The sequence below is a fragment of the Amycolatopsis sp. NPDC033938 genome, assembly GCF_055575975.1.
Genome location: NZ_JBVIRO010000003.1, coordinates 103,846 through 129,212, shown reverse-complemented (window position 1 = coordinate 129,212; position 25,367 = coordinate 103,846). Strand labels below are relative to the sequence as shown.

Annotated in this window: 22 protein-coding genes and 2 pseudogenes; 8 read left to right on the top strand and 16 right to left on the bottom strand. The window is 68.6% G+C overall.

Features of this window, described 5'->3' with window-relative positions; all coding sequences use genetic code 11:
- Nucleotides 1–21 precede the first annotated feature (21 nt).
- The 7 genes from ACZ5ZX_RS10515 to ACZ5ZX_RS10485 are packed head-to-tail and all read right to left on the bottom strand — an operon-like array spanning nucleotide 22 to nucleotide 6,602.
- Nucleotides 22–177: a hypothetical protein gene (locus ACZ5ZX_RS10515; RefSeq protein WP_465501736.1), complete on the bottom strand. Its 156-nt coding sequence runs from the start codon at nucleotides 175–177 to the stop codon at nucleotides 22–24.
- Between the two features lie 54 nt (nucleotides 178–231).
- Nucleotides 232–567: an ArsR/SmtB family transcription factor gene (locus tag ACZ5ZX_RS10510; protein WP_465501735.1), complete on the bottom strand. Its 336-nt coding sequence runs from the start codon at nucleotides 565–567 to the stop codon at nucleotides 232–234.
- Nucleotides 557–868, bottom strand: coding sequence for an SRPBCC domain-containing protein (locus ACZ5ZX_RS10505; RefSeq protein WP_465502159.1), 312 nt, complete (start codon nucleotides 866–868; stop codon nucleotides 557–559). Before ACZ5ZX_RS10505 ends, ACZ5ZX_RS10510 begins: the two co-directional genes overlap by 11 nt.
- The gene (locus tag ACZ5ZX_RS10500; RefSeq protein ID WP_465501734.1) at nucleotides 869–2,269 is read right to left on the bottom strand and encodes a pyridoxal phosphate-dependent decarboxylase family protein; all 1,401 of its coding nucleotides are present in this window, start codon (nucleotides 2,267–2,269) and stop codon (nucleotides 869–871) included.
- Nucleotides 2,266–3,570, bottom strand: coding sequence for an MFS transporter (locus ACZ5ZX_RS10495; protein ID WP_465501733.1), 1,305 nt, complete (start codon nucleotides 3,568–3,570; stop codon nucleotides 2,266–2,268). Before ACZ5ZX_RS10495 ends, ACZ5ZX_RS10500 begins: the two co-directional genes overlap by 4 nt.
- 34 nt (nucleotides 3,571–3,604) lie before the next feature.
- Entirely contained in the window at nucleotides 3,605–4,564 is a 960-nt protein-coding gene (locus tag ACZ5ZX_RS10490) for a sphingomyelin phosphodiesterase (protein ID WP_465501732.1), read from the bottom strand.
- Nucleotides 4,565–4,586: 22 nt separating this feature from the next.
- Nucleotides 4,587–6,602, bottom strand: coding sequence for a neutral/alkaline ceramidase (locus ACZ5ZX_RS10485; protein ID WP_465501731.1), 2,016 nt, complete (start codon nucleotides 6,600–6,602; stop codon nucleotides 4,587–4,589).
- Between the two features lie 247 nt (nucleotides 6,603–6,849).
- On the opposite strand from ACZ5ZX_RS10485, the gene ACZ5ZX_RS10480 reads away from it, so the two are divergent.
- Nucleotides 6,850–8,106, top strand: coding sequence for an HNH endonuclease signature motif containing protein (locus tag ACZ5ZX_RS10480; protein ID WP_465501730.1), 1,257 nt, complete (start codon nucleotides 6,850–6,852; stop codon nucleotides 8,104–8,106).
- Between the two features lie 88 nt (nucleotides 8,107–8,194).
- Nucleotides 8,195–9,387, top strand: a pseudogene (locus tag ACZ5ZX_RS10475) (IS3 family transposase).
- A 318-nt stretch (nucleotides 9,388–9,705) separates the two neighbouring features.
- Here ACZ5ZX_RS10475 and ACZ5ZX_RS10470 read toward each other — a convergent pair.
- Both ACZ5ZX_RS10470 and ACZ5ZX_RS10465 read right to left on the bottom strand, forming a co-directional pair.
- Nucleotides 9,706–10,731 carry an LLM class F420-dependent oxidoreductase gene (locus tag ACZ5ZX_RS10470; protein WP_465501729.1) on the bottom strand — a complete coding sequence of 342 codons (1,026 nt, stop codon included), beginning with the start codon at nucleotides 10,729–10,731 and terminating at the stop codon, nucleotides 9,706–9,708.
- Nucleotides 10,732–10,743: 12 nt separating this feature from the next.
- Complete coding sequence (locus ACZ5ZX_RS10465; RefSeq protein WP_465501728.1) at nucleotides 10,744–11,664, bottom strand: oxygenase MpaB family protein; 921 nt, start codon at nucleotides 11,662–11,664, stop codon at nucleotides 10,744–10,746.
- A gap of 90 nt (nucleotides 11,665–11,754) precedes the next feature.
- Here ACZ5ZX_RS10465 and ACZ5ZX_RS10460 point away from each other — a divergent pair, with 90 nt between their 5' ends.
- The gene (locus ACZ5ZX_RS10460) at nucleotides 11,755–12,348 is read left to right on the top strand and encodes a TetR/AcrR family transcriptional regulator (protein WP_465501727.1); all 594 of its coding nucleotides are present in this window, start codon (nucleotides 11,755–11,757) and stop codon (nucleotides 12,346–12,348) included.
- On the opposite strand, the gene dmpG is transcribed toward ACZ5ZX_RS10460, so the two are convergent.
- Both dmpG and ACZ5ZX_RS10450 read right to left on the bottom strand, forming a co-directional pair.
- Complete coding sequence (gene dmpG / locus ACZ5ZX_RS10455) at nucleotides 12,339–13,373, bottom strand: 4-hydroxy-2-oxovalerate aldolase (protein ID WP_465501726.1); 1,035 nt, start codon at nucleotides 13,371–13,373, stop codon at nucleotides 12,339–12,341. The genes ACZ5ZX_RS10460 and dmpG overlap by 10 nt on opposite strands.
- A complete protein-coding gene (locus ACZ5ZX_RS10450) occupies nucleotides 13,370–14,272 on the bottom strand; it encodes an acetaldehyde dehydrogenase (acetylating) (RefSeq protein WP_465501725.1) in 903 nt (300 codons plus the stop codon). Before ACZ5ZX_RS10450 ends, dmpG begins: the two co-directional genes overlap by 4 nt.
- A 41-nt stretch (nucleotides 14,273–14,313) precedes the next feature.
- Between ACZ5ZX_RS10450 and ACZ5ZX_RS10445 the strand changes: the two genes are divergently transcribed.
- Nucleotides 14,314–15,081 (top strand): IclR family transcriptional regulator, encoded by a 768-nt coding sequence (locus ACZ5ZX_RS10445; RefSeq protein ID WP_465501724.1) that lies wholly within the window; start codon nucleotides 14,314–14,316, stop codon nucleotides 15,079–15,081.
- Nucleotides 15,082–15,084: 3 nt separating this feature from the next.
- Here ACZ5ZX_RS10445 and ACZ5ZX_RS10440 read toward each other — a convergent pair whose 3' ends face one another.
- The 3 genes and pseudogenes from ACZ5ZX_RS10440 to ACZ5ZX_RS10430 all read right to left on the bottom strand — a co-directional run.
- Nucleotides 15,085–16,188: an LLM class flavin-dependent oxidoreductase gene (locus ACZ5ZX_RS10440; RefSeq protein ID WP_465501723.1), complete on the bottom strand. Its 1,104-nt coding sequence runs from the start codon at nucleotides 16,186–16,188 to the stop codon at nucleotides 15,085–15,087.
- Between the two features lie 104 nt (nucleotides 16,189–16,292).
- Nucleotides 16,293–17,003, bottom strand: coding sequence for an MBL fold metallo-hydrolase (locus tag ACZ5ZX_RS10435; protein WP_465501722.1), 711 nt, complete (start codon nucleotides 17,001–17,003; stop codon nucleotides 16,293–16,295).
- Nucleotides 17,004–17,020: 17 nt separating this feature from the next.
- Nucleotides 17,021–17,137, bottom strand: a pseudogene (locus ACZ5ZX_RS10430) (mycothiol transferase); the annotation flags it as partial.
- 51 nt (nucleotides 17,138–17,188) lie between these two features.
- Here ACZ5ZX_RS10430 and ACZ5ZX_RS10425 point away from each other — a divergent pair.
- Nucleotides 17,189–18,040: a DMT family transporter gene (locus ACZ5ZX_RS10425; protein WP_465501721.1), complete on the top strand. Its 852-nt coding sequence runs from the start codon at nucleotides 17,189–17,191 to the stop codon at nucleotides 18,038–18,040.
- Here ACZ5ZX_RS10425 and ACZ5ZX_RS10420 read toward each other — a convergent pair.
- Complete coding sequence (locus ACZ5ZX_RS10420) at nucleotides 18,021–19,058, bottom strand: FecCD family ABC transporter permease (RefSeq protein ID WP_465501720.1); 1,038 nt, start codon at nucleotides 19,056–19,058, stop codon at nucleotides 18,021–18,023. The genes ACZ5ZX_RS10425 and ACZ5ZX_RS10420 overlap by 20 nt on opposite strands.
- Nucleotides 19,059–19,081: 23 nt before the next feature.
- Nucleotides 19,082–20,125, bottom strand: a complete 1,044-nt coding sequence (locus tag ACZ5ZX_RS10415; RefSeq protein WP_465501719.1) for a FecCD family ABC transporter permease — start codon at nucleotides 20,123–20,125, stop codon at nucleotides 19,082–19,084.
- A gap of 106 nt (nucleotides 20,126–20,231) precedes the next feature.
- Between ACZ5ZX_RS10415 and ACZ5ZX_RS10410 the strand changes: the two genes are divergently transcribed.
- The 3 genes from ACZ5ZX_RS10410 to ACZ5ZX_RS10400 all read left to right on the top strand — a co-directional run bounded on the left by ACZ5ZX_RS10410 (nucleotide 20,232) and on the right by ACZ5ZX_RS10400 (nucleotide 24,870).
- Nucleotides 20,232–21,917, top strand: a complete 1,686-nt coding sequence (locus tag ACZ5ZX_RS10410; protein ID WP_465501718.1) for an ABC transporter ATP-binding protein — start codon at nucleotides 20,232–20,234, stop codon at nucleotides 21,915–21,917.
- A complete protein-coding gene (locus tag ACZ5ZX_RS10405) occupies nucleotides 21,914–23,671 on the top strand; it encodes an ABC transporter ATP-binding protein (RefSeq protein WP_465501717.1) in 1,758 nt (585 codons plus the stop codon). The genes ACZ5ZX_RS10410 and ACZ5ZX_RS10405 overlap by 4 nt, the downstream gene beginning before the upstream one ends.
- Before the next feature lie 113 nt (nucleotides 23,672–23,784).
- Nucleotides 23,785–24,870 (top strand): iron-siderophore ABC transporter substrate-binding protein, encoded by a 1,086-nt coding sequence (locus tag ACZ5ZX_RS10400; protein WP_465501716.1) that lies wholly within the window; start codon nucleotides 23,785–23,787, stop codon nucleotides 24,868–24,870.
- Nucleotides 24,871–25,367 lie beyond the last annotated feature (497 nt).

Below are 25,367 nucleotides of genomic sequence, written 5' to 3'. Positions count from 1 at the left end.
TGCCGTGAAGGCCTCCTTCCCTCACGACCACCGCGACCGACCTCTGGTGCCGACGTAGAACGTCCACGCCTTGTGACAGACGTCGAAGCATTCGTACTCCGGCACCAGCCCGTGGTGGGTGAAGCGCGCTTCGGTCTTGTCGCGGGTGAAGTCGAAGTGGTTTCGAGGATCAGCCAAGAGACTTTGCGGCCCGGTACGGACTCCTTGATCCGAACGCGGCAACGGTGAAGCTCATGTTGATCCCTCCAGATGGTCTTTCAAGGCTGCGAGCGGGCCGTCCCAGTCACGGGCCAGCGCCGCCAGGAACTGCTGGGCGACCTGCATCGGGGCCGAGCGCAGCCGGTAGCGCACGCGGCGCCGCTCCCCCTGCTCCGGGGTCACCAAACCGGCGTCGGTGAGCAGCGCGAGATGCTTGGCGATGGCCTGCCGGGTGATGGGCAGCCGCTCGGCCAGGTCGGTCGCCGTGGCCGGGCCGCCCGAGGCGAGGGTGGCTAGAATGCTCCGTCTGCTCGGGTCGGCCAGGGCGACGAAGACCTGTTCGGCGATCGCTTCGATGTCAGGCGGCATCGAGGTATTCGATCAGTTCGCCCAACTCGGCCGCCCACCCCTTCGTGTTCCCTTCGAACGCGGTGCGGTGCGTCTCGTCCGGAAGCTGGGAAAAGCCGCTCTCGACGACCGTCAGCCGGGTACCCGCGCCGACCGGCTCGAGCATGTTCGCCTTGTGCCCGTTGTCCCACTTCATCTCGGCGTCACCGCCGGGTCGCAGGTCGATGGTCGCCTGGTTCCCGAACCAGGTGCCCAGCCCTTCGGCCGTGGTCAGCGCGGCCCAGACCTTGTATAGCAACCAGCTGATTGCGTCAAGGCCGATTCAGGACGCGGTGTACAGCGCCCCGAGGAACTCCAGCAGCAGCCGCTCCCGCAACGGACCGGGCGCGGCGGCGAGCAGCGCGTTGATCTCCGCCATCCGCGAAGGCAGCCCGGCACCCTCCCCGAGGCCCGCGGCCGTCAGTAGCCCGGCGAACTGCTCCGAAGTCAGCGTCGTGGGATCCAGCGCGGCGACGAACTGGGCCACCTGTGGGTCGACGACGACCGGACCGGAGTCGCGGGCGGCCTCGACCGACGCGGCGAGGCTCTCGAGAAACTCCCGTTCACCGGCCCGATTCGCCGCCGTCACGGTCAGGTGCAGGTTCGCGGGCGACGACTCGTGCGCGAACTGCGGCTGGACGTACCAGCCGCGCTCACGCATCTCGTCCGCGACGGTGAACAGGTCGAAACCCGCGCCCTCCTCGACGGAGAAGGCGAGCAGCGTCGACACCGGATCGCCGAGGACACGCAGCCCGTCCAGCGCCTCGATTCCGGCACGGATCTCCACGGCCGCCTCTCGCGCTGCCGTCGCCAGTTTCCGGTAGCCGTCGTCGCCGATATGACGGACGACCGCCCACGCCGCGGCGAGCGGGCCACCGGAACGCGTGCTCTGCAGCGTGGTGTTGAGCATCGTGTAGCCGGGCCAGCCGGCACTGGCGAAGTACTGCGGCCGGCGCAGTTCGGCGTCGGCGTGCAAGAGAACGGAGACGCCTTTGGGGCAGTACGCGTACTTGTGCAGGTCCACCGAGACGCTGGTGACGCCGGGAACGTCGAAACCGAACGGACCGAGATCCAGGTACGGCAGCACCCAGCCGCCGATGCAGGCGTCCACATGGAACCGGACGCCGTCGAGCAGCGCCGCGATCTCCGGGATCGGGTCGAGGACGCCGTGGGCGTACGACGGAGCGCTCGCGACGACGAGCACCGTGGTGTCGTCGACGGCGGCGGCCATCGCTTCGGGGACCGCACGGAAGGTCACCGGATCGACCGGCACCGGAACCACGCGGACACCGAAGAAATGCGCCGCTTTGTGGAACGCGGCGTGCGCCGTCGTCGGCAGCACGATGCTCGGCGACGTCACTTCCGGGCGGGCGTCCCGCGCGGCCAGCACCGCGAGCATGCACGACTCCGTGCCGCCCGAGGTCACCGAGCCGACCGTCTCCGCCGTACCACCCAGCAGCCGCGCGGCGGTGCCGACGAGGTCGTTCTCCATCCGCAGCAGACTGGGGAACGCGGTCGGATCGAGCCCGTTTGCCGACGACGCCAGCGCGTGCGCCGCGGCACCGAGTTCGTCCACTTCGGACAGACCACTGTCGTAGACGTAGGCGAGCGTCCGGCCGCCGTGCGTCGGCAGGTCTCCCGCGCGGAGTTCCCGCAGCTCCCGGAGAATGTCTTCGGCGGTCACGACCGGCGCTCCAGCACCGACTTCCGCAGCAACGGGATGCCCAGCACGATCAGCACGGCCGGCAGGATCGACGCGCCGAGCAGGATCGCCGTGAGCGCACTGTCCGGTTGCGCGGCCTTGGCGTCGAGACTGGACTGGTAACCGCCGAACTGCAGCACGAGTCCCCACAGACCGGGGCCGAGCGCCAGCCCGAGCGTCTCCGACGCCGTCCAGACCCCGGCCGCGATCCCCGCCCTGGTCTCGCCGGTCCGCTCTTCCTCGTCGCTGATCAGATCCGGCAGGATCGCCAGCGGGAACACCGAGATACCCGCGTACCCGACGCCGCAGAAGGCGACGAACACCATCGTGACCGCGAACGGGAGCACCTGGGCGCCGAGCAGGCCCAGCAGACCGACGCCGAACGCGGCGGTGGCGATCCGGAACCCGGCCAGCTTCCCCAGGCTCGCCCCGAGTTTCGGCCACAGCGGCATGGTCAGCAGCGCCGGGCCGACGAAGCCGACGAACAGCACCGTCGAGTAGCCGGAGCTGCCGAGGATCCGCTCGGCGAAGAACGGGATCGCGGCCAGCACCGTCCCGATCCCGAGCGCCTGGATGAAGTAGACCCCGAGCAGCCAGCGGAACGGCCGCCACCGCGCCAGCGTCCGGAGCAACTCGCGCGGGCTCACCGTGTTCGGCCGCAGCGCGCCGACGGGGGCGTCCTTCAGCCCGAAGTACACGCCGAGCGTCGCGAGCAGGATGATCACGGCGATGAACAGGCCCATCACCCGGTAACCGGCGACGCCGCCGATGAGGTCGGTGATCGCGGGTGCGCCACCACCGGAAACCAGGATGGCGACCGCGAGGAAGCCGATGCGGACACTGGTCAGCTTCGTGCGTTCCTCGGCGGAGTCGGTCAGCTCGGCGGGCAGCGCGTTGAACGGCACCTGGAAGAACGCGTACGCGGTGGCGCACAACAGGAACACGACAACGACATAGATCGCGTCAGGGACCGGACCGCCGAAGCCCGGGTGCGCGAACAGTGCCGCGAAAAGGATCGCGACGCCGATGCCGCCGTAGAGCAGGAACCGGCGGCGGCTGCCGGTGCGGACCATGTCCGCGTCCGACAGCCGTCCCGCGATCGGGTTGAAGAGCACGTCCCACGCTTTGGGAACGAACACGATCAGGCCCGCGACGCCCGCCGCGACGCCCATCGTGTCGGTGAGGTACTTCAGGAGGAGCAGGCCGGGAACCGTGCCGAAGGCGCCGGTGACGAACGAGCCGAGCGAGTAGCGGTACCTCGTCCGTGCTGGCAGGGCTGCCATGATCCTCCTCGAGGCGATTCTCCCGATGAAGGCCTCAGTATTGGATCTTGGCCACCACCGGGTAGTGGTCGGAGGGAATCGTGCCACCGTCGTAATGCACGAGCTGTACCGGGCCGACAGCGGCGAGTGGACGGCCGCCCGCGCGCACGGCTCCGACGTAGTCGAGCGAGTCGCGGTAGGTCGCCGGGACGGACTTCGCGGCTTGCGGGTTGGTCACCGCGTCGAAGGTGTACGCGCCTTCGCCCGCCGTTCGGAGGACGCCGTCGAGGAAGGCTTCACCCTGCTGGGCCTGGGTCCGGCCGAGTGAGTCCTTGCGCGCTTGTCCAGCCCAGTACTCGATGTTCAGATCGCCTGCCACGACGACCGGTTCGCTCGCGGGAGCGTATTTCGTGACCAGATCCCGGATCTCGCCGAGCTGCGCCATCCGGATGTCGTGCGCCTTGGGCAGCGTCTCCGGCCCTTCGTCGGCCTGCAGATGGGTGCCCGCGATCCAGAGCGGCTTCCCGTTCACGACCAGCCGGGCGAGCGCGGCGCCCTTGTTGGACAGATAGTCCGCGGTGCCCGAATAGGAATTGCCGAAGACCAGTTGGTGCTTCTCGGTCACCGGCGCCTTGCTCAGCACGGTCACCCCGCCGTTGACCACGATGGGGGAATTCGAGCAGTTCCCGTTCACCGTGGTCCAGCCCGGCGACGTCGAGCAGTACTGGCCGACGAGCGGGGTCTGATACGGCCAGACGTCCTTCAGCCGGGTCCTCATTTCCTCCGCCTGGGCGCTGAACGCCTCGTCGAGGACGACGACGTCGGCGTCGTTCGCGCGGATGACGGCCTCGGCGGCACGCGCCCTCGCCTGTTTGTCCGACGTGTTCGGATTGGCGATCCACGGGAGCTGCCAGATGTTGAACGCCATGACCTTCACCGAGACCGCGGCTTGGGCGGGCGCGGCGGTTCCGGCGAACAGGGCGGCGGCGATGGCGAGTACGGCGAGCTTCCGCACAGAAGAACCCTTTCGGTGTTTGTCAGGAGACGACGAAGGTCCGCGAAGTCCCGCTGAACGCGGAGATCGCCCCGTTCCAGCCGTTCTTCCAGTTGCCGAAGTGGACCACGCGGTATTTGCCGATCGGGGCGTTCGGGGGGATCTTCCAGTGGACGACGGCTTTCGATTCGGCGACGAAAGTCCGCGCCCAGTGGTACTTCGTGTCCCAGTCGCCGTCGTCGGCGTGCCGGATCCACTTGCCGTCGACCAGCCGCTGGATCTCCAGGAACGTGCCACCGCGCCGCAGGTCGTTCTTCGGATGCCCGGTGACGAACTCGACCGCGACCTGCTCGCCGCGGGCGTAGGTGCTCTTCGCGTCGACCAGGACGTCACCGAAGCTCTTGAACGCGGGCGCGCTGTCGAAGACGACGCCGGGCTGGAAGTTGATCAGCTTCCCGCGAAGGTCCCGTGGCGTCGGCCCGTGCGGCACCGCCGTCCCTGCCTTCATCGCGGCTGCGAGCTTGGCGAACTCCTGCTGGTACGCGGGAAGTGTGTAGCGGCCGAAGAGCGTCGACGCGCCTTCGTACTGCTGCGAGTCGTACTCCTCCGGCGTGGTGACGTATTGGCTGTAGGCGTTGGCGTAGCCCTGGACGAGCACGTTCTCCAGCGGGACGCCGAGTTCCGCGGCGACGGTCCGGCGCAGACGCAGCCCGGACACGATGGTCAGCTCGGCGGGCACGGCCACGAGGTGCAGCTGTCCGATGCGGACGAGCTGCAGCGGCAGGACCTCGGGCGCCCACGGATACGGCTTCATCGCACCGAACGGGACTGCGACCACCTTCGGCGCCTGCGCGTCGGCGAGTGCCTGCGGGATCGGCGCGTCGATGCCGCCGAGCCAGTCGATGAACGGGTTCTTCACCCCTTCCGGGAGCGGCAGCCCGGGACCGTCCTCACGGCTGCCCGCGAGCATCGACACCCCGATCGCGGCCGTGCAGGTGTGCTGCGGCCGCCCGTTCGGGGTGTACTTCGCGTCGACCGCGACGTCGGACATGTCCACGTAGCACATCCGGTGGTCGACGCCGCCGGTCACGGCTTCCGCGGCCGCGTCGAAGGCGCTTTTCGCGGCGCGGAACTGGAGATCTCCGATGGTGCGGGTGTTCTCGAACTCCGTCTCCGGCGTGCCGGGTTCGAGGTTCAGGTTCGGGCTCATGTCGCCGGTGTTGGTCTGCGGGAACGCGGCGACGAACCGCGGGTTCCCGTCCAGGTAGCGCACGCCCGCGTGGTCGTGCTCCCATTCGTAGGCGGCGTACCCCTTGTTGTCGCCGCTGATCAGGTGGTTGCCGTTGCTCATCGAGGTACCGTGCGTGGCGAACCAGCTGATCGCGCCGATGTCGGTGCCGCCCTGGCTGAACCGCAGCACCGTGACGGCCGGGTCGATCGCCTGCGGGAAGTGGTCCTTGTCCGCCTTGGGGTTCAGGTCGAAAGCCTTGCGGGAACGGTTGACGCTCGCCGTGGTCAGTTCGGCGCGGCCGAGCCGGATCGACCCGGGCGCGAGGTTCGCGTGCGCCCCGCTGATCGCCTCGAAGATACCGTCGACGACGGCGTCGTAAACCTCCTGCTGGAAGCCGAGAATCGCCAGATCGTAGGCGGCGTAATGGGAATCGCCGCCACAGGCGGAGTGGGTGTGCGTGGCGTTGAGGAGCACGTTCTGCTCGGTGTACAGGTCGCCGTACGCGGCTTGGAGCTTACGCATCACGCCCTGGTGGACGGACTGGAACAGCGCGCCGAGATCGGCTGTCACGAACGCGATCCGCTTGGCGCCGTCGTCGACCACGAAGGCCCGCGCCCGGGTGCGGAGGTGGATGCCGGCGGTCTGCTGCTGCGGCATCGAGTAACCCATCATGCCGTTCTCGGCGGCCGGGCCGGTGACGTCGGAGATGCCGGCGCCGACACGGAAACCCTGCTGTGGTGCGGCTTCGGCGCTCCTGGCACCGAGCACACCCGCCGCGACCGGCAACGCCGCCGCGCCCGCGAGAACCCGCCTCCGGCTCACCGTCATGAAGCACCTCCCGGTCACGAACATGAACCACCTTCATGTTCGTGACCGGGACGCTACGTGAGCGGGCTCACCATCGCAACCCACGAAAGGTCCGGTCTCGTGAGAGGCCTTTCGGAAAGCTTCGCAGCGAAGGCGCCTACGCGTTTTGTAAGTTGCCGCTCTGCGCAGTTTTCTCGGCCGCTGCTTGCTTCCTTATAGTCTGAATATGCGATAGCACAGGTGTTCGAGCGCGGGTATTGTTGGGGTCGTGGCCAGCGAAAACAGTCCCCAGGTGGTGCGCTCCGAGTGGTGGCGTGCCGACACTGCGACGCTGCATGCCCGGAAGCAGGAAATCGAGGTGTTGAAGCGGCAGTTGGAGGCGGAGCAGTACGCGATCCTCGCGGAAATCAATTCCCGCGGTATCCGCGGCTGCTCGGGTCATTCGACGTTGGCGGCGATGATCTTCGAAGACTTCCAGGTGACCGACCAGGAAGCCGGGGCCCGGGCCGATCGGGTTCTGGCGTTGCATCCCGGGCCGTCTATCGGCGGAGACCCCCAGCCACCACTGGCACCGTTGACCGCCGAAGCCGCCGCCGAAGGTGCGATCGGGGGTGCGCAGATCGACGCGATCATCCGCACCCTCACCCGCATCCCGTCCACCGTCCCGGAGGAGGCGGTGCGGGGCGGGGAGAAGATTCTCGTCGACTTGGCCCGGCGTGCCGGGCCTCGGCAGATCGCCCGTGCCGGGCGACGACTCTTGGACAAGCTGGATCCCGACGGGAAAGAGCCCCGGAGCGAGGATCCGAAGGACACGCGGCCGGAGTTGCGGTTCGTCAAACACCGCGACGGCACACTCGGGCTCAAGGCCCGGCTGGATCTCGAGACGTATGCGCGGTTGAAGTCCGACCTCGACCCGATGGCCAAACCCCACAAGGCCATCGACGGGGTCCGCGACTCCCGCACCCAGGACGAACGCTACGGGGACGCCTTCACCGACTACGTGCGTCTCAAGACCACCAGCCGGAATCTCCCCGGCCAGGCCGGGGAAGCCACCCACATCCTCGTCACCATGTCCTACGAGGACCTGATCCGGGACATCGGTGAAGCACACCTGGACCTGGTCGGGCCGATCAGCGCCACCGACGCCCGCATCCTCGCCTGCGATGCCCGTGTCCGGCCCGACGTTCTGGGTACCGCCGGCGAACCCCTCGACATCGGCCGATCCAAACGGACGGTGTCGCTGGCCCAGAAGTACGCGTTGACCCTCCGCGACGGTGGCTGCGCCTTCCCCGGCTGCGACATGCCGGTACCCCGCTGCACCGCACACCACATCGTCTTCTGGCGCCACCACGGCGAAACGAAGATCGACAATTTGGTGCTGCTGTGCACGAAGCACCACCGGCTGATCCACCACAGCGAATGGAAAGTCACCATCGCCCAAGACGGGCTGCCGGAGTTCACCCCACCCGCTTATCTCGACCCCACCGGGGCTCCGAGACGCAACACCATGCACCTCAGGACATAGACCGACGCACCGAACGCGAGAGTTGAGCGGCCTCGGTCCTTCCGGACAGCGGACCAACTAGAGTTCATGTCCGGAAGAGAGGGTGTCCGTGTCTAAGAAGAGTCGTCGGTCGTTTACTCCTGAGCTCAAGGAGGAGACGGCAAAGTCGGTGGTCGAGTCGACACGTCCTGTTTCGGCGGTCGCTCGGGAAATCGGTGTCAGCGAGCAGACCCTGCGCAATTGGGTTAACGCGTATCGCCGCGACCACGCCGCCGATGAGCCACCATTGACGATCTCAGAACGTGCCCGGTTGCGGGAACTGGAAAAAGAAGTCCGGGAACTGCGCACGGAACGTGAGTTCCCGGGAAAAGCCGCAGCCTTCTTCGCCAGCGACTATCGATAACAGAACTCTACGAGTTCATCGACACGGAAAAGGACGTCTTCAGTCAGACCACAGGAAGACCGTTGCCTGTCGTGACAATGTGCTCATTGCTTGAAGTGTCGAAATCGGGCTTCTATGAATGGCGTACCCGGCCGGAATCAGAGACCGCCCGGCGCAGGCAGTATCTCGCAGGGCTGATCACCAAGATCTTCACCGACTCGGACGAGACCTACCGTCACCGCCGCATCCACGCCCAGCTAGAGCGCCAGGGCGAGCGGTGCACCCCCGAACTGGTTCGCCAGATCATGCGAGGCCAGGGCCTGGAACCCTGCCAGCCCAAGCCCTGGCGGCCGGCACTGACCGACGGCGGCCCGGCGATCCTGCCGGACCTGCTGTGCCGGGACTTCAGCGCGGACGCGCCATGCGAGAAAATGGTCGGCGATATCACCTACATTCCCACCTGGGAAGGATGGGTCTATCTAGCAACCGTCATCGACTGCCACACCAAAGCGGTCATCGGATGGACCATGGACGACAACTACCGAACACCCCTGATCGAGAAAGCCATCCACATGGCCGTCCGGAACTACTCAATCAAACCCGGAGCGATATTCCACACCGACCGCGGCAGCAACTACGTGTCCACCCAATTCGCGAACACACTCCGATCTCTCGGCATCCGGCACTCCGTCGGACACACAGGAATCTAGTACGACAACAGCCGGGCCGAATCATTCTTCGGCACCCTGAAAAACGAGCGAGCCCATCGCGTGATTTACACAACACGAAAACAGGACATCGCAGATATCGCAGCATACGTAGAACTGCGCTACAATAACCAACGTCTCCACTCAGGACTCGACTACAAGACCCCCAACGAGGTCTACATCGAGTACCTAAACCGGCAGCAAGCAGCGTAGGCCAAGCCACCAAGTAGCTGTCCGGGAAGATCGAGACCCCTCAAGTTGCCACCAGTCCTATCGAAGGACAAGCCAAAGTGGATTGCTCGGGCAGGAGGTGGCCTAGGTGACGGAACTCCGCACTCGCGTGCTCAAAGACCGATCTCGCGTGCCTGAAACCGCAACTCGCGAGCTCAGAGTCGGAACACCCGAGTGCGCGGTCCAGGCACGCGAGTCACGCCTTCGCTCTGCCCGCTACCCCCGCGCACAGGCCGCCCACACTCACGACAACTTTCCCTTACCCCTCAAGAGAACCGTCGTCACCACTCACGAGAGCGGCTACGCGAGGGTCTCCGCGACCTTGGCGAGGGTGGCGGCATCGCCCCGCAGCAGCAGCGTGGTCACCACGGTCTCCTTCCAGGCGGCGAGTTCGTCCCGGATCTTCTCCGCCGGTCCGATCAGAGACGTGTCCTCGACCAGTGACGTCGGGATCGCGGCGGTCGCCTCGTCCTTCCGGCCGGCCAGGTACAGCTCCTGGACCTTGTCGGCGACGTCCTCGTACCCCATCCGGGCGAAGACGTCGTGGTGGAAGTTGACCGATTTCGCGCCCATGCCGCCGATGTAGAGCGCCAGCGACGGCTTGATCCAGCTCGCCGCCTCCTCGACGTCGTCGTGGACGAGCACGGGGACGGACGCGGCGACCTCGAAGTCGTCGAAACCGTGGCGGGCACCGGGGCGGGAGAAGCCCTCCTGCAGCGCGGTCCGGTAGAAGCCGTCGCTCTTGGGTGAGAAGAACAGCGGGAGCCAGCCGTCGCAGATCTCCGCCGACAGCGCCACGTTCTTCGGCCCCTCCGCGGCGAGGAAGATCGGGATCTCCTTGCGGAACGGGTGCACTGTGGACTTCAGCGGCTTCCCCAGTCCGGTTCCGCCTTGCAGCGGCAACTGGAAATGCTGTCCGTCGTGAGTCACCGGCGCTTCACGGGCGACGACCTTCCGCACGATGTCGACGTACTCGCGCGTGCGGGCCAGCGGTTTCGGATACGGCTGCCCGTACCAGCCCTCGACCACCTGCGGCCCGGACGCGCCGAGCCCGAGCACGAACCGGCCGCCGGACAGGTGATCCAGGGTCAGCGCGTGCATGGCCGTCGCGGTCGGGGTGCGCGCCGACATCTGGACGATGTTCGTGCCGAGCTTGATCCGGCTGGTCGACGCGCCCCACCAGGCGAGCGGGGTGAACGCGTCGGAGCCGTATCCCTCGGCGGTCCACACGGAATCGAAGCCGAGTTCTTCGGCCTTCAAGACAGCGTCCAGCGCGCCCTCCGGCGGGCCGGAGGACCAGTAACCGAGGTGGTAACCAAGCTTCATCGAGGCTCCTCGTCAGACGTTCGGTGAGTAGTGCTCGGGTTTGCCCCGCTCCGAAAGCGGCGGAAGGTTCCTCGCGGGAGTCTCGACCAACGGCGCGTCCATGGCCAGTTCGCCGCGCTCCCGGCGCCAGCCCGCCCGGGCGCGGGGGTGGTAGCGACGGTCGCGCGGAACCAGCTTGAACACCGCGTTGATCAGCTTTCCCACGCGACGGTGCCGTCGCTCGTCGCGTTCGGTCCAGGTGTAGCCGAGCCGGTCGCGGATCGGCGGGTCGTACAGGCCGACGGTCAGCCAGACGAAGTTCCGTGCCACCGGCCCGCGCACGAGCTTCCACACGAAATCCGGCAGCCGCGGCAGGAAATTCGGCTTCGGGAGGTCCTTGATGTCGAGGACGTCGCGCGTGGCCTTGTTGTCCTCCAGGACGTCCTCGCACATGCGCTTCCAGTACAGCTGGAAGTCCTCCCAGGACTCCGGCACCGGGCGCATGCTCATGCCGTACATCTCGTACCACTGGACGTGCTCGTCGAACAGCTTCCGCTTCTCCTGCTCGCCGATGCCACCGCAGAAGTTGTCGGCGATGAGGATGGCGCTCACGAAGAACGTCGAGTGCGCCCAGTAGAACGTGTCCGGGTTGAGCGCGTGATAGCGCCGCCCGTGTTTGTCGACGCCCTTGATCCGATCGTGGTACCCGCGCACCTCCAGCGCGGTCTGCCGCGCGCGCGGACCGTCGTAGATCACTCCCCCGATCGGGTACAGCGAGCGGAACAACCGCTGCCAGCGCTCCTCGAAGAACCGCGAGTGCTCCTCGACGCCCGCGCCCAGCTCGGGGTGCATGTTCTGCATGGATCCGGCCCAGAGCGCGATGAGCAGGCCACGCCAGTCGCCGAAGTACTTCCAGGTCAGCGAATCCGGTCCGAGCGGCCGTGGCTGTGTCATCCCCGGTCTCCTCAGTGAGCTGGTTAAATTGACCACAACTGTTGTCAGAGTAAAGTTGACAACGGCCGTAGTCAACAAGAGGAGCCGATCATGGCCGGCCGAAGCTGGGCAGGCACCACGCTGGACGACCGCAAGGCCGCCCGCCGGGAACAACTCGTCGAGGCCGGCCTCGACCTGCTCGGCACCCAGGGCAGCGCCGGGGTGAGCGTGCGCGCGGTGTGCCGCCACGCCAAGCTCACCGAGCGGTACTTCTACGAGAGTTTCACCGACCGCGAGGAACTGGTCGTCGCGGTCTACGAGCACATCGGCGAGCAGGCGAGGCAGGCGCTGGTCGACGCGGTCAGCGACACGGCCGAACCCGCCGAACGGGCGAAGGCCGCTGTCCGCGCCTTCGTGGAATTGATGCTCGACGACCCGCGCAAGGGCCGGGTGCTGCTGCTCGCGCCGATCACCGATCCCGCGCTGACCACCCGCGGGATCGCGCTCCTGCCCTCCTTCGCCGAACTGGTCAGCGGGCAGCTGTCCCACGGTGACGCGGCCGAGCGCCAGATGACCTCGATCGGGCTGGTCGGCGCGCTGAGCAACGTGTTCATCGCCTACCTCGACGGCTCGCTCAAGGTGAGCCGCGAGCGCCTGATCGACCATTGCGTCCGCCTGGTGCTCGGTGCCGACCGTCAGCCCTGACCGCGTTCGGCGACCAGCTGCAGCGCGATGTCGATGATCATGTCCTCCTGTCCGCCCACGTACTTCGCGGCGCCGACGCGGTAGAGGATCTCGTGTGCTGGAACGTCGTAGCGCTCGGCGGCGCGCTCCGCGTGCAGCAGGAAGCTCGAGTACACGCCCGCGAATCCCTGCACGATCGACGAGCGGTCCATCACCGGCAGCCGCGTGATGTAGGGCTTCACGACGTTCTCCGCCGCGTCCATCAGCACGTCCTTGTCTACGCCGGTGCGGATCCCGAGCCGTTCGAACGTCGCCGCGAGCACCTCGGTCGGCGAGTTGCCCGCGCCCGCGCCGAGCGCCACCAGTGAACCGTCGATCTGCCGGGCGCCGGCGCGATAGGCGAGCACGGAGTTCGCGACGCCGAAGCTCAGGTTCTGGTGCCCGTGGTAGCCGACCTGCGCCTCGTCCCCGAATTCCGCCACCAGCGCGGCGATCCGGTCGGCGGCCTCCTCCAGGATCAGCGCCCCGGCCGAGTCGACGACGTACACGCACTGACATCCGGCGTCGACCATGATCCGGCCTTGCTCAGCCAGCGCCTCCGGGGTGGACATATGGGACAGCATCAGGAAACCGACCGTCTCCAGCCCGAGCTCCCGTGCCGCGCCGAAATGCTGGACGGAGACGTCGGCCTCGGTGCAGTGCGTCGCGATCCGGACCGCGCCCGCGCCGAGATCGGCCGCCACCCGCAGATCGGCGACCGTGCCGAGGCCGGGCAGGAGCAGCACCGCGATCTTCGCGTGCCGTGCCTCGTCGACCGCCGCTTCGATCAGTTTCCGTTCGTCGACGAGGGAAAAGCCGTAGTTGAAGGTCGAGCCACCGAGGCCGTCACCGTGGCTGACCTCGATCAGCGAGACCCCGCCGTCGTCCAGCGCCCGGACGGTGTCACGGACGTTCTTCTCGGTGAACTGGTGCGCCATCGCGTGACTGCCGTCCCGCAGGCTCGTGTCGACCAGCCTGACCTCACGGTCGATCTCATCCCACTTCACGCCGCCACCTCCTGGGTCGCCAGCAGCTCACCGACGCGGGCGGCCGCGGCCGTCATGATGTCGAGGTTCCCGGCGTACTTCGGCAGGAAGTCCCCGTTCCCGGCGACCTCCAGGAACACCGCCACCCGCGCCTGCCCGCTCCATCCCGGCCTCGGCGGGTCGAACTGTGGATCCGCCTTGAGCGTGTAGCCCGGCACGTAGACCTGCACCGCTTCGACCATCCGGTGGATGGATTCGGTCACCGCGTCGAAGTCCGTATCCGGGTCGATCGCGCAGAACACCGTGTCCCGCATGATCATCGGCGGTTCCACGGGGTTGATGATGATGATCGCCTTGCCGCGGCTCGCTCCCCCGACAAGTTCGATCCCGCGCGCGGTGGTCGCGGTGAACTCGTCGATGTTCGCCCGCGTACCGGGCCCCGCCGAACGTGACGACACGGACGCGACGATCTCGGCGTAGGGCACCGGCGTCACCCGGGACACGGCGTGCACGATCGGGATCGTGGCCTGGCCGCCGCAGGTGATGAGGTTGACGTTCGACACGTCCAGGCGTTCGGGCAGGCCGACGGCCGGGCAGGTGAACGGGCCGACCGCGGCCGGGGTGAGGTCGATCGCACGGATCCCGGCGCCGGCGTAGCGCGGCGCGTTCGCCAGATGCGCCTTCGCGGAGGTCGCTTCGAAGACCAGGTCCGGCAGTTCGTCGCGGGACAACAGCCAGTCGACGCCCTCCGCGGACGTCTCCAGCCCCAGCTCGGCGGCCTTCGCCAACCCGTCCGAGGCCGGGTCCACACCGACCATGTACCGCACCTCGACGTGTTCGCTGCGCCGCAGCTTCGCGAGCAGGTCGGTGCCGATGTTCCCGGGGCCGACGATCGCGGCCACCGCTTTCCGTTGCGCCATACCAGGTGACGTTTCCCGAGTGGATAGGGCACACTCAACCCATGCGTGCCGCTGGGCGGAACGACGAGGAGGAACGAACCGGTGCGGACGGCCTCGTCGCCGCCCGCGTCACCGCGCTGCTCTCAGCCTTCCGGCCGGGCGACGACGCCCTCGGTGTTTCCGAACTGGCGCGGCGGACAGGGCTCGCGAAGTCGACCGTCCACCGGCTCACCGGCCACCTGGTCACGACCGGACTGCTCGAACGGGAAGGCTCCGCGCTGCGGCTCGGGCTGAAGCTGTTCGAGATCGGCCAGCTGGCGGTACGGCGCCGTGGACTGGTCGAGGCGGCGCGCCCGTATCTCGCCGACCTCCGCGAAGCGACGCGGAATACCGTGCATCTCGCGGTACTGGAAGGCACAGAGGTGGTCTATCTCGACATCCTGCGCGGCCCCGACGCGCCGTCGCTGCCGTCACGGATCGGCGGCCGTTTTCCCGCGCACGCCACCGGGGTCGGGAAGGCCATCCTCGCGTTTTCGCCGGAATCCGTGGTGACACAGGTGATCGACGCCGGATTGCCCCGGGTGAGCGTCCGGACGATCACCGCCGCCGGTCTGCTGCGCCGTCAGCTCGCGAAAGTCCGCGGCGACGGGATCGCTTTCGAGCGCGAGGAATCCGGCGTCGGCGTCGTGTGCGCCGCGAGTCCGCTGCTCGACGCGCAAGGCGTCGCGGTGGCGGCGTTGTCGATTTCCGGCTGGGCGAACCGCATGCACACCAGCCGCGTCGCGCCCGCGGTCCGGACCGCGGCTTTGGCGCTGTCGCGCACCTTGTGAGACTTACGCGACGAGCCCTCGCCGGACCAGTTCAGGCCGCACGCCCTCGCCGAACCAGTACGCCTCTTCCAGATGCGGGTATCCGGAGAGCACGAACTCCTCGATGCCATGCGCGTGGTATTCCTCGATGAGATCGGCGACCTCACGATGGCTGCCGACGAGGGCGGTGCCCGCTCCGCCGCGCACCAAGCCGATTCCGGCCCACAGGTTCGGGTAGACCTCCAGGCCGCGCACGCCGCCGTCGATGTTCCCGCCGTGCAGGGCCGCCATCCGTTGCTGGCCAACGGATTCGCTGGCGGACAACTGTTTCTGGGTGTGGGCGATCCGCTCGGGGTCGATCGCGTCCAGCAGTTTACCCGCCTCTGCCCACGCTTCCGCCGACGTGTCACGGGACAGGGTGTGCAACCGGATGCCGAAGCGGAGTTTCCGGCCCTGTTCTTCGGCGAGTTCGCGGACCTCGGCGATCTTCTCCGCGACCTGCGCGGGCGGCTCGCCCCAGGTCAGGTAGACGTCGGCGTGTTTCGCCGCGATCGGCAGCGCCGCCGGGGACGAGCCGCCGAAGTAGATCGGCGGCACCGGATCGGGGGCCGCGATCGTGGTCGCGCCTTCGACCTTCAGATGCTCGCCCGCGAAGTCGAACGGCTTGCCGCTCCACACCCCGCGCACGATCTCGAGGAACTCCCCGGTGCGGGCGTAGCGCTGGTCGTGATCGTGCCAGTCACCGAAGCGGCGTTGCTCGACCGTGTCGCCACCGGTGACGACGTTGAGCAGCACGCGGCCCCGCGAGATCCGCTGGAAGGTGCCCGCCATCTGCGCGGCCAGCGTCGGCGAGACCGTGCCGGGGCGGAACGCGACCAGGAACTTGAGGGTTCTCGTCTCCCGGATCAGTGCCGCCGTCGTCAGCCAGGCGTCCTCGCACCAGGTCCCCGTCGGCGTCAGGACGCCTTCGAAGCCGTTGGCCTCGGCGGCGCGGGCGACCTGGGCGAGGTAGTCGATGTCCGGCTCGCGGGAGGCGGCGGCCCCGGCGTCGCGACTGGCGTGGAAGTGCTCCACGATCGTCCGGCCGTCACCGGTGGTGGGCAGGAACCAATGCAGCTTGACCGTCACGACCCCGAGCTTCGGCTTCCGGGCGGCGCCGGGTCAATCGACGCCCCTCGCGTCCCGCGATCTGGACGCCCCGGGCTACGCATTTAGTCCTCTGAAGGCATCTTTCAGCCGCCGAACATCAAGCGCCACTCGTCCAGCGACTTCGGCCGGAAGACGAAGTTCGTGTCCTTCACGCGCGAGAGGTTCGCCGACGGTTCCGCCGAGTACTGGTGTCCCGGGTAGACGACCGGATCCCCGTCCAGCCCGGCCAGCCACTGCAGGCTCCGGTAGATCGCTTCCGCGTCTCCGCCGGGGAAATCGGTGCGCCCGCAGCCTTCGAGGAACAGCGTGTCCCCCGAAACGAGGCGTCCGTCGACGAGGAAGCACTGGCTTCCCGGCGTGTGGCCCGGCGTGTGCAGCAATCGGATCGGCACCGCGCCGACCTGGAGGACCTCGTCGTGCTCGTGCGAGCGCAGGTCGGTCTCCGAGACCCCGGTGATCCGGCGGACCCACTCGACCTCGGCGGCGTTCACGTGGATCGGCACCTGGACGCGTTCGAGCAGTTCCGCGATCCCCGGCAGCGAGAAGCCCATCATCTCGCCACCGACGTGATCGGGGTGATGATGGGTGGCGAGGACGCCGGTGAGGCGCATGCCGTCGCCTTCCAGCTGGTCAAGCAGATCGCCGACGGCGTACGCCGGGTCGACGATGACGGCCTCGTTCGTCTCCCGATCGCCGATCAGATAGGCGAAGTTGACCATCTGTGTCGCGACGGGATCCCCCACCGCGAAGTCGCGGCCCGCGAGCAATTGCCGGAAGTACAGCCTGTCAGCCATGCGCACACCTTACGGCGCTACTCACCCGTGGTGCCGTCGGCCGGTTCCCGCAGGATGTCCGGGTGCCCGGTGTGCCGTGCGGTCTCCTGGACGACGTGCGCGAGCACCCACCGGCTTGACGGCACTCGAACTCGTGTTCGACATGCGACCACCTTACCCGCCGGGCAGGACTAGGCTGACGCCTCATGTGGTGGGGATTGATCTGCGCGTTCTTCGCGGCCTGTGCGTACGGCATCGCTTCGGTGATGCAGGCGATCGCCGCGAAGGCGACTTCGGGCGACGAAGGCCGTGTCGATCCCAAGCTTCTCGTGCGGGTGCTGCGGCAGTGGAAGTTCGTCGCGGGCCTCGCGCTGGACGTCGTCGGATTCGTCGCCCAGGTGGTCGCCCTGCGCGTGCTGCCGTTGTTCGTGGTCCAGGCGGCGCTGGCGGGCAGTCTCGCCGTGACCGCGGTCGCGGCGCGGACGCTCGGTGTCCGGCTGGGACGTCGCGAGTGGACGGCGGTCGCGGTCGTCTGCGCCGGGCTGGCGTTGCTCGGGATGTCGGCGGAGAGCGAAGGCTCGTCGGCGACCGGGTTCGGCTTCCGGCTCGTGCTGATCGGCGCGGTGGTGGTCCTCGGCACCGCGGGGATGTTCGCCGGCCGCGCGCCGCGGCGGATCCGGACCCCGGCGCTGGGCCTGATCGCCGGGTTGTGCTTCGGCGTGGTCGCGCTTTCGGGCCGTGTGCTGCCCAGCCTGGCCCCGCTCGACCTGCTGACCGACCCGGCCACCTACACACTGGCCGCGGCGGGCGCGATGGCGATGCTGTTCTACGCCACCGCGCTGCAACGCGGCAGTGTCACCACCTCGACCGCGATGATGGTGATCGGCGAGACCGTCTTCCCGTCACTGATCGGGGTGCTCGTGCTCGGCGACACCACGCGACCCGGTTTCGCGGCCGTGGCGGTGGCCGGTTTCGTGCTCGCGGTCTCGGCGGCGCTGGCGCTGGCCCGTTTCGGTGAGCCCGCCCCGATCGAACCCGTCAGCGCGCCGCTCGGTTGACGCCTCTCCGGGACACCAGCAGCCACGCCAGGTACAGCCCGCCGATGGCCCCGGTCACGAGACCGACGGGCAGGCCCGCGAGCACCTGCTGGGTGATCAGATCGCTGGTGACCAGCAGGAGCATGCCCATCAGCGCGGCCGCGGCGAGTCCAGGCCCCGAAGAACGCGTGAGCCGCTTCGCCAGCTGAGGCGCAGCGAGCGCCAGGAACGAGATCGGTCCGGCGGCCGCCGTCGCGATCGAGCACAGCCCGACACTGACGCCGAGGAGCACGATCCGGCTCCGCTCGACAGGAACGCCCAGTCCCTTGGCCGAGTCGTCGCCCATCTCCAGCAGGGAAAGCCTTCTGCCGTAGACGAAGGCGGGTGGCAGCAGGACGGCGATGGCGATCGCGACCGGGACGACGTGCTCCCAGCCGCGTCCGTTGAGCCCGCCGACCAGCCACGCCTGCGCCGCCAGGCCGTCCTGCCAGGCGGCCCTGGTGATCAGGTACGAGTTGAAGGCGATGAGCATCGCGTTCACCCCGATGCCGACGAGGATCAGCCGGAAGGCGTGCACGCCGCGTTTGAACGCGATCAGCGCGATCAGCGCCGCGGTCACGATGCCGCCGACCAGCGCGCCCAGCGAAACCTGGAGCATTCCGCCGTGAACCACGACGATCGTCAGCAGCGCCCCGGCGGCCGCGCCTTCGGTGAAGCCGATGAAATCGGGGCTGCCCAAGGGATTTCCGGAAAGGCTCTGCAGGATCGCGCCGCTGACCGCGAGCGCGCCGCCGACCAGCAGCGCGGTCAGCAGCCGCGGCAGCCGCAGGGTGGTGACGATGAACTCGGTGCTCCGGTCGCCGAAGCCGAACAGCGTCTGGATGACCTCACCGACGGACAACGGGTAATCGCCGGTGGTCATGCTGACCGCGCCGACGAAGAACACGGCGACGGCCAGCAGGGTGACGACGATCGCCGCCCGCGGGGTGACCCGCAGGGACAGTCCGCCGCCCGGGGTGCGCAGGACACGGGTGGTCATCCGGGGTGGCTCCTTGATCGCGGTCACAGGCGGGCCAGCTTCCGGCGGCGGCAGAGCGCGATGAACACCGGCGCGCCGAGGAACGCGACGACGATGCCCGCCTGCAGCTCCTCCGGCGGGTTCAGCACGCGGCCGACGACATCGGCGCCGATCAGCGCGATCGGCGCGAGCAGCATCGAATACGGCAGGACCCAGCGCTGATCCGGGCCGGCCAGCATGCGCGCGGCGTGCGGCACGGCCAGCCCGAGGAACAGGACCGGGCCGACGGCCGCGGTACCCGCGCCGCAGAGCAGGGTGATCACGATCGCGCCCAGTACCCGGGTGCGGCCGACGTGGGCGCCGAGCGCCTTGCCGGTCTGGTCGCCGAGCGCGAGCACGTTGAGCGGCCGGGCGAGCAGCAGCGCGATGACCGCGCCGACCACCACGAACGGCGAGATCTGCCAGAACACGTCCCATTTGCGGCCGCTCAGCGAACCGACGTTCCAGAACCGGAACTGGTTGAACGTCTCGGGCATCAGCAGCAGGATCCCGACGATGTAGGCCTGGAGCACCGCCATGACGGCCGCACCGGCGAGCACGAGACGGTCCGGCGTGGCGCTGCGGCCCGCGGAACCGAGGACGTACACCACGACCGAGGCGATCGCCGCCCCGGCGAAGGCGAACCAGATGTAGCCGAGCACGCCGCTGACCCCGACGAACGCGATCCCCGAAACGACCGCGGCCGAGGCGCCGGTGTTGACCCCCAGCAGGCCGGGATCGGCGAGCGGGTTGCGGGTCAGCGCCTGCATCACCGCGCCCGCCAGGCCGAGCGCCACGCCGACGACCACGCCCAGCAGGGTCCGCGGGATGCGGAGGTCGTGGATGATCACCGCGTCGGTCGAGCCGTCGTTGTGCCACAGCACCGACCAGGTCGAGGTGAACGGGATGCTCTTCGACCCCACCCAGATGCTGAGCAGGAACACCAGCGCCAGCAGGGCGAGCCCGAGCACGAGACCACCGGCGCGGAACGTCCGTGCCGCCGCGCTCGGCGGGGACGCCGCAGCGGGCGGGCGTTCGGTGACGACCACGGAACCTCCTTCGAGTGAGGCGAGGCTAACCGAACGCCGGAGTTCACCTCAACGAGCTACCGACTTAGACTAGCCTTACCTACCCCCGAGCCAGATGGAGGCGCCGGTGCCCGCAACGGCCACCACCAGCCGGAGCGTGCTGCGCCAGGCGATTTCCGGGCAGCGACGGCAGGTCACGCTCGCGTCCGTGCTCGCCGCCGGCCATCAAGGCGGTGAAGCACTCGTCCCGGTGATCATCGGGGTGGTGATCGACCAGGCCGTCGCCGGTGGCTCGGTGGGCACGCTCGTGTTCTGGCTCGCCGTGCTCGGCGTCGTCTTCGCGGGACTGTCCTACAGCTACCGGTTCGCCGCGCGCGCGGCCGAAGGAGCTTCGCTGCGGGCGGCGCACGACATCCGGATCGCGATCAGCAGGCGTGTCCTGCATCCGGGCGGTGGCGCCGAAAACGGCAAGCTGGCAGGCGAATTGGTCAACATCGGCACCAGTGACGCGCAACGGGTCGGGATCGTGAACGCCGCCCTGCCGTTCGGGATCGCCGCGCTCGCCGGAGTGCTGGTCAGCGCCGTGGCCCTGCTGCGCATGTCGGTGCCGCTGGGTCTTCTGGTCCTCCTGGGCACGCCGCCGCTGCTGTACCTCGCGCATCTCATCGGCAAGCCGCTGGAACGCCGCAGCGAGGCCGAACAGGAGCGATCCGCGCACGCTTCGGGGGTCGCCACGGATCTGGTCGCCGGTCTGCGGGTGCTCAAGGGCATCGGCGCCGAACCGGCCGCCGTCGCCCGCTATCGCGACACGAGCCAGAACTCGCTGAAGGCGACCTTGCGCGCCGCGAAGGCCAAGGCCTGGCACGACGGCGCGGTGCTCGCGCTGACCGGCGGTTTCATCGCGGTCGTCGCCCTCGTCGGCGGGCATCTCGCGTCGTCGGGCTCGATCAGTGTCGGCGACCTGGTCTCGGCGGTCGGCCTCGCGCAGTTCCTGCTCACCCCGTTCCTGATCTTCTCGTGGGTCAACAGCGAACTGGCGCAGGGCCGCGCGTCGGCGTCCCGGGTCGCCGACCTGCTGACCACTCCGACGGCGGTCGGCGCGGGTGACGGCGAGCTTCCGTCGCCCGCCAGCGGGAACGTCCGCCTCACCGGCGTCTTCCACGGCAGCCTCCGCGGGGTCGACCTCGACATCCCGGCCGGGCAGCTGGTCGGTGTGGTCGCCACCGACCCGGCCGCCGCGACCGATCTGCTCGACTGCCTCGGCCGCGCGGCCGACCCGGCGCAGGGGCAGGTCCGCGTCGACGGCGTCAATCTGTCCACTGTGGACCCCGATCGGGTACGGGAGGTCGTCCTGGTCGCCGCGCACGACGCGGACCTGTTCGAAGGAACGCTGGCGGAGAACGTCCACGCCGCCGGTCTCCCGCATGACGAGGCGCTGGCCGCGTCGGCGGCGGACGAGGTCGCGGAGGCACTGCCGGACGGGATCGGAACCGCGATCACCGAACGCGGGCGTTCCCTCTCCGGCGGGCAGCGGCAACGCGTCGCCCTCGCCCGCGCGCTCGCCGCGGAGGCGCCGGTCCTCGTCGTCCACGACCCCACGACGGCGGTCGACACGGTGACCGAGGCGAAGATCGCCACCGGGCTCGCCCGGTTACGACAAGGACGGACCACGATCCTGGTGACCACGAGTCCCGCACTGCTCGCCGTCACCGACCGCGTCGTCGTCCTCGACGACGGCCGGGTCACGGCCGAAGGCGGCCACGCCGAACTCGCGCTCGACCGCGCCGACTACCGCGCGGCGGTGCTGTCATGAGCCGCGAACTCCTCCCCACCGCCGACGGCAAGCGGATCCGCGCCGTTCTCGGCGAACTGCTCCGCACCTCGAAGGCCCGTGCCACCGGCGCGCTCGCGATGCTCGTCGGCGCGACCGCGATCGGGCTGCTCACCGCTCCCCTGCTCGGCCATATCGTCGATCTGGTCATCGGGAAACGACCGGCGACCGAACTGACGACGCCGGTGGTGGCGCTGGTGCTGGTCGCCGTCGCGCAGGCGATCGCGACGGCGCTGGGTGTTTCCTTGACCGCGCGGCTCGGCGAAACCTTGCTGGCGGAACTGCGGGAGCGGTTCGTGGACCGGGCCTTGAGCCTTCCGCTGGAGCAGGTCGAACGGGCGGGCTCCGGCGATCTGACCGCCCGGGTCACCAACGACGTCACGGTGGTGGCGAGGGCGGTCCGCGAGGCCTTGCCCGAACTGGGCCGTTCGGTGCTGACCATCGTGCTGACCCTGGGCGCGCTCGCCGTCCTCGACTGGCGGTTCCTCCTGGCGGCGCTGCTGGCGACCCCGATCCAGCTGCACACGGTGCGCTGGTACGTCCGCAACGCCGTCCCGTTGTACGCGAAGCAGCGGATCGCGACGGGTTCGCAGCAACAGCAGCTGCTCGACACGATCGGCGGCGCGAAAACCGTCCGCGCGTTCCGCCTCGCCGACGCCCACGTGGAGCGCGTCCGGCAGCGCTCCGAAGGCGCGATGGAACTCATGCTGCGCGGCGTCCGGCTGATGACCAAGTTCTTCGCCAGGCTGAACCTCGCCGAGTTCGTCGGTCTCTCGGCCATGCTCGCGGCCGGTTTCCTCTTGGTGGGCGACAACGCCGTGACCATCGGCGCGGCGAGCGCGGCGGCGTTGTACTTCCACAGCCTGTTCGGTCCGATCAACACCGCGCTGGCGCTGGTGGACGACGCGCAGGCGGCCGCGGCGAGCCTCGCCCGGCTGGTCGGGGTCGCCGATCTCCCCGCCCCGCGGGAGCCGCAGCGGCCCGCGAAACCCCTTGACGCCTCGGTGAAAGTGGCCGGGATCTCGCACTCCTATGTGGACGGACACCCGGTACTGCGCGACGTCGACCTGAGCCTCGCCCCCGGCGAGCGGGTCGCGCTGGTCGGCGCGAGCGGCGCCGGGAAGACGACACTGGCCAAGCTGATCGCCGGGATCCACACCCCCGCCGCCGGCACGGTCACCGTCGGCGGAGTCCCGCTCGACGAACTCGGACCGTCCGCCACCCGGCAGGCCGTCGCGCTGATCAGCCAGGAGGTGCACGTCTTCGCCGGTTCGCTGGCGGACGACCTGCGGCTCGCTTGCCCCGGCGCGTCCGACGCGGATTTGCTGGCGGCACTGGAAAAGGTCGGCGCACGCGACTGGGCGGAGGCGCTGAGCGAAGGTCTCGCGACGGTGGTCGGCGAAGGCGGGCATCAGCTGACAGTCACCCAATCCCAGCAGCTGGCGCTGGCCAGGCTGGTCCTCGCGGATCCGCCCATCGCGATCCTCGACGAGGCCACCGCCGAAGCCGGGAGCGCGGGCGCCAAAACGCTCGAAGCCGCCGCGGCGGCCGCCCTCGAAGGCCGCACCGGGCTCGTCGTCGCGCACCGGCTGACGCAAGCGGCGGCTTCGGACCGCGTCGTCGTCCTCGACGCGGGCGTGGTCGTCGAAAGCGGGACGCACGACGAACTCGTGGCCTCCGGTGGTCGGTACGCAACGCTTTGGGCGGCCTGGTCGGACAACCGTTCACGGACGTGATCCGGGACGCAGCGAGGCCGGTTGCATTCGGCCGTTCGGCGTCTTAGGTTAGGCAAACCTGAATATCGATTAATCCGGTATCTCACCGGACCGCCGATCAAGAAGGACGGACGATGGCCCGAATCCCCACTCTCTCCGCCGTGCGCGGGCGCCTGAAGACCGCCGGCGTGCTGGCGTCCTCCCTGGTGCTGGCCGCCTCGCTCACCGCGTGCGGAGGTGGCGGCGAGTCACCCGCCCCGGCCGCGCAGAACTCCGCCGGTTCCGCGGTCGACGCCAACGCGTTCCCGACGACGATCGAGCACAAGTACGGCAGCACCACCATCACGCAGGAACCCAAGCGTGTCGTCACGGTCGGCCTGACCGAGCAGGACGCGCTGCTCGCCCTCGGCGTGGTCCCGGTCGGGGTCACCGAGTGGCTCGGGAAGTTCCCCGGCACCATCGGCCCGTGGGCGACCGGCAAACTCGGCGGCGCCGCGCTGCCCGAGGTCCTCAAGGACGTCGACGGGCCGCAGTACGAGAAGATCGCCGCGCTGAAGCCGGATCTGATCATCGCGCTGTACTCCGGGCTCACCAAGGAGCAGTACGACAAGCTGAGCCAGATCGGCGCCCCGGTCGTCGCGCAGCCCAAGGAGTACAACGACTACGGCATCCCGTGGAACGAGGCGACCAAGAAGGTCGGCCAGGCCGTCGGGCGCGCCACCAAGGCGAACGAACTGGTCAAGGGTGTCGAGGACAAATTCGCCCAGGTCCGCAAGGAGCACCCGGAGTTCCAGGGCAAGTCGGCGCTGATGGCGTCGACCTACGAGGGCTACTTCGTCTACGGCAGCCAGGACGGGCGCTCGCACATCCTCGAATCGCTCGGCTTCACACTGCCGGCCGACCTCGACGCCGCCATCGGTGACAAGTTCGGCAAGAGCCTCAGCGCCGAACGGACCGACCTGCTCGACCGCGACGCGCTCGTGTGGCTCATCGACACCCCGGCCAAGGCGCAGGAGATCCTCGGCAAGGACGCGCTCTACAGCGGCCTGAAGGTGGCGAAGGAAAAGCGCGAGGTCTTCATCGAGAACGAAGGCACCTACGGCAGCGCGGTCTCGTTCGTGACCGTGCTGAGCCTGCCGTACGTGATCGACCGGATCGTCCCGCAGCTGTCCGCCGCGGTCGACGGTGACCCGAAGACCGAGGTCAAACCGGCTTCCTGAGTCATATCGGGAAAGAACGGGGCCGCGAGCTTTGCGCTCGCGGCCCCGTTTTCGTGCGTGGCAGGCGCCGGGTCTCGCGGGTGATTGAGGGGCAAACTGCTGGTCGGCTCTACCGTTGGAGCGGGACAAGGCGAACCTGTCGTGGCGGCCCCGGCGGGAGCGGGCTCATGCAAAGGGACCACACCCGGCTCTTGACTGTCCATAAGGGACACTGCGCGAGACAAACGTGCCCGGTTTGGGCAAGTTGCACGGTTTCGCGCGGGGGTCGTGAGTGGCAAAGAGGGTTCTAACCCTCATTAACACTCACGACCCTCCGCCAAACCGCGTATAGCGACATCAATCGGACACCCAATCACCCGGCGGTGTCCCTTGTGGACACTGAAACCCGGCGGGCTGAGCCCTTCCCCCAGTACATGATGGCCCCCTTCATTGCGCCTAGCGCAAGGAAGGGGGCCATCATGTACTTCGCCGCGAGCCAGGCCGCAGGCACGAGACCG

What these genes read in the sequence shown, in the direction of transcription:
- ACZ5ZX_RS10425 (WP_465501721.1), top strand. Translation starts at nt 17,189, where the DNA reads ATGTGGTGGGGATTGATCTGCGCGTTCTTCGCGGCCTGTGCGTACGGC.
- ACZ5ZX_RS10465 (WP_465501728.1), bottom strand. Translation starts at nt 11,664, where the DNA reads ATGACACAGCCACGGCCGCTCGGACCGGATTCGCTGACCTGGAAGTAC.
- ACZ5ZX_RS10470 (WP_465501729.1), bottom strand. Translation starts at nt 10,731, where the DNA reads ATGAAGCTTGGTTACCACCTCGGTTACTGGTCCTCCGGCCCGCCGGAG.
- ACZ5ZX_RS10400 (WP_465501716.1), top strand. Translation starts at nt 23,785, where the DNA reads ATGGCCCGAATCCCCACTCTCTCCGCCGTGCGCGGGCGCCTGAAGACC.
- ACZ5ZX_RS10445 (WP_465501724.1), top strand. Translation starts at nt 14,314, where the DNA reads ATGCGTGCCGCTGGGCGGAACGACGAGGAGGAACGAACCGGTGCGGAC.
- ACZ5ZX_RS10485 (WP_465501731.1), bottom strand. Translation starts at nt 6,602, where the DNA reads ATGACGGTGAGCCGGAGGCGGGTTCTCGCGGGCGCGGCGGCGTTGCCG.
- ACZ5ZX_RS10495 (WP_465501733.1), bottom strand. Translation starts at nt 3,570, where the DNA reads ATGGCAGCCCTGCCAGCACGGACGAGGTACCGCTACTCGCTCGGCTCG.
- ACZ5ZX_RS10435 (WP_465501722.1), bottom strand. Translation starts at nt 17,003, where the DNA reads ATGGCTGACAGGCTGTACTTCCGGCAATTGCTCGCGGGCCGCGACTTC.
- ACZ5ZX_RS10450 (WP_465501725.1), bottom strand. Translation starts at nt 14,272, where the DNA reads ATGGCGCAACGGAAAGCGGTGGCCGCGATCGTCGGCCCCGGGAACATC.
- ACZ5ZX_RS10510 (WP_465501735.1), bottom strand. Translation starts at nt 567, where the DNA reads ATGCCGCCTGACATCGAAGCGATCGCCGAACAGGTCTTCGTCGCCCTG.
- ACZ5ZX_RS10420 (WP_465501720.1), bottom strand. Translation starts at nt 19,058, where the DNA reads ATGACCACCCGTGTCCTGCGCACCCCGGGCGGCGGACTGTCCCTGCGG.
- ACZ5ZX_RS10405 (WP_465501717.1), top strand. Translation starts at nt 21,914, where the DNA reads ATGAGCCGCGAACTCCTCCCCACCGCCGACGGCAAGCGGATCCGCGCC.
- ACZ5ZX_RS10460 (WP_465501727.1), top strand. Translation starts at nt 11,755, where the DNA reads ATGGCCGGCCGAAGCTGGGCAGGCACCACGCTGGACGACCGCAAGGCC.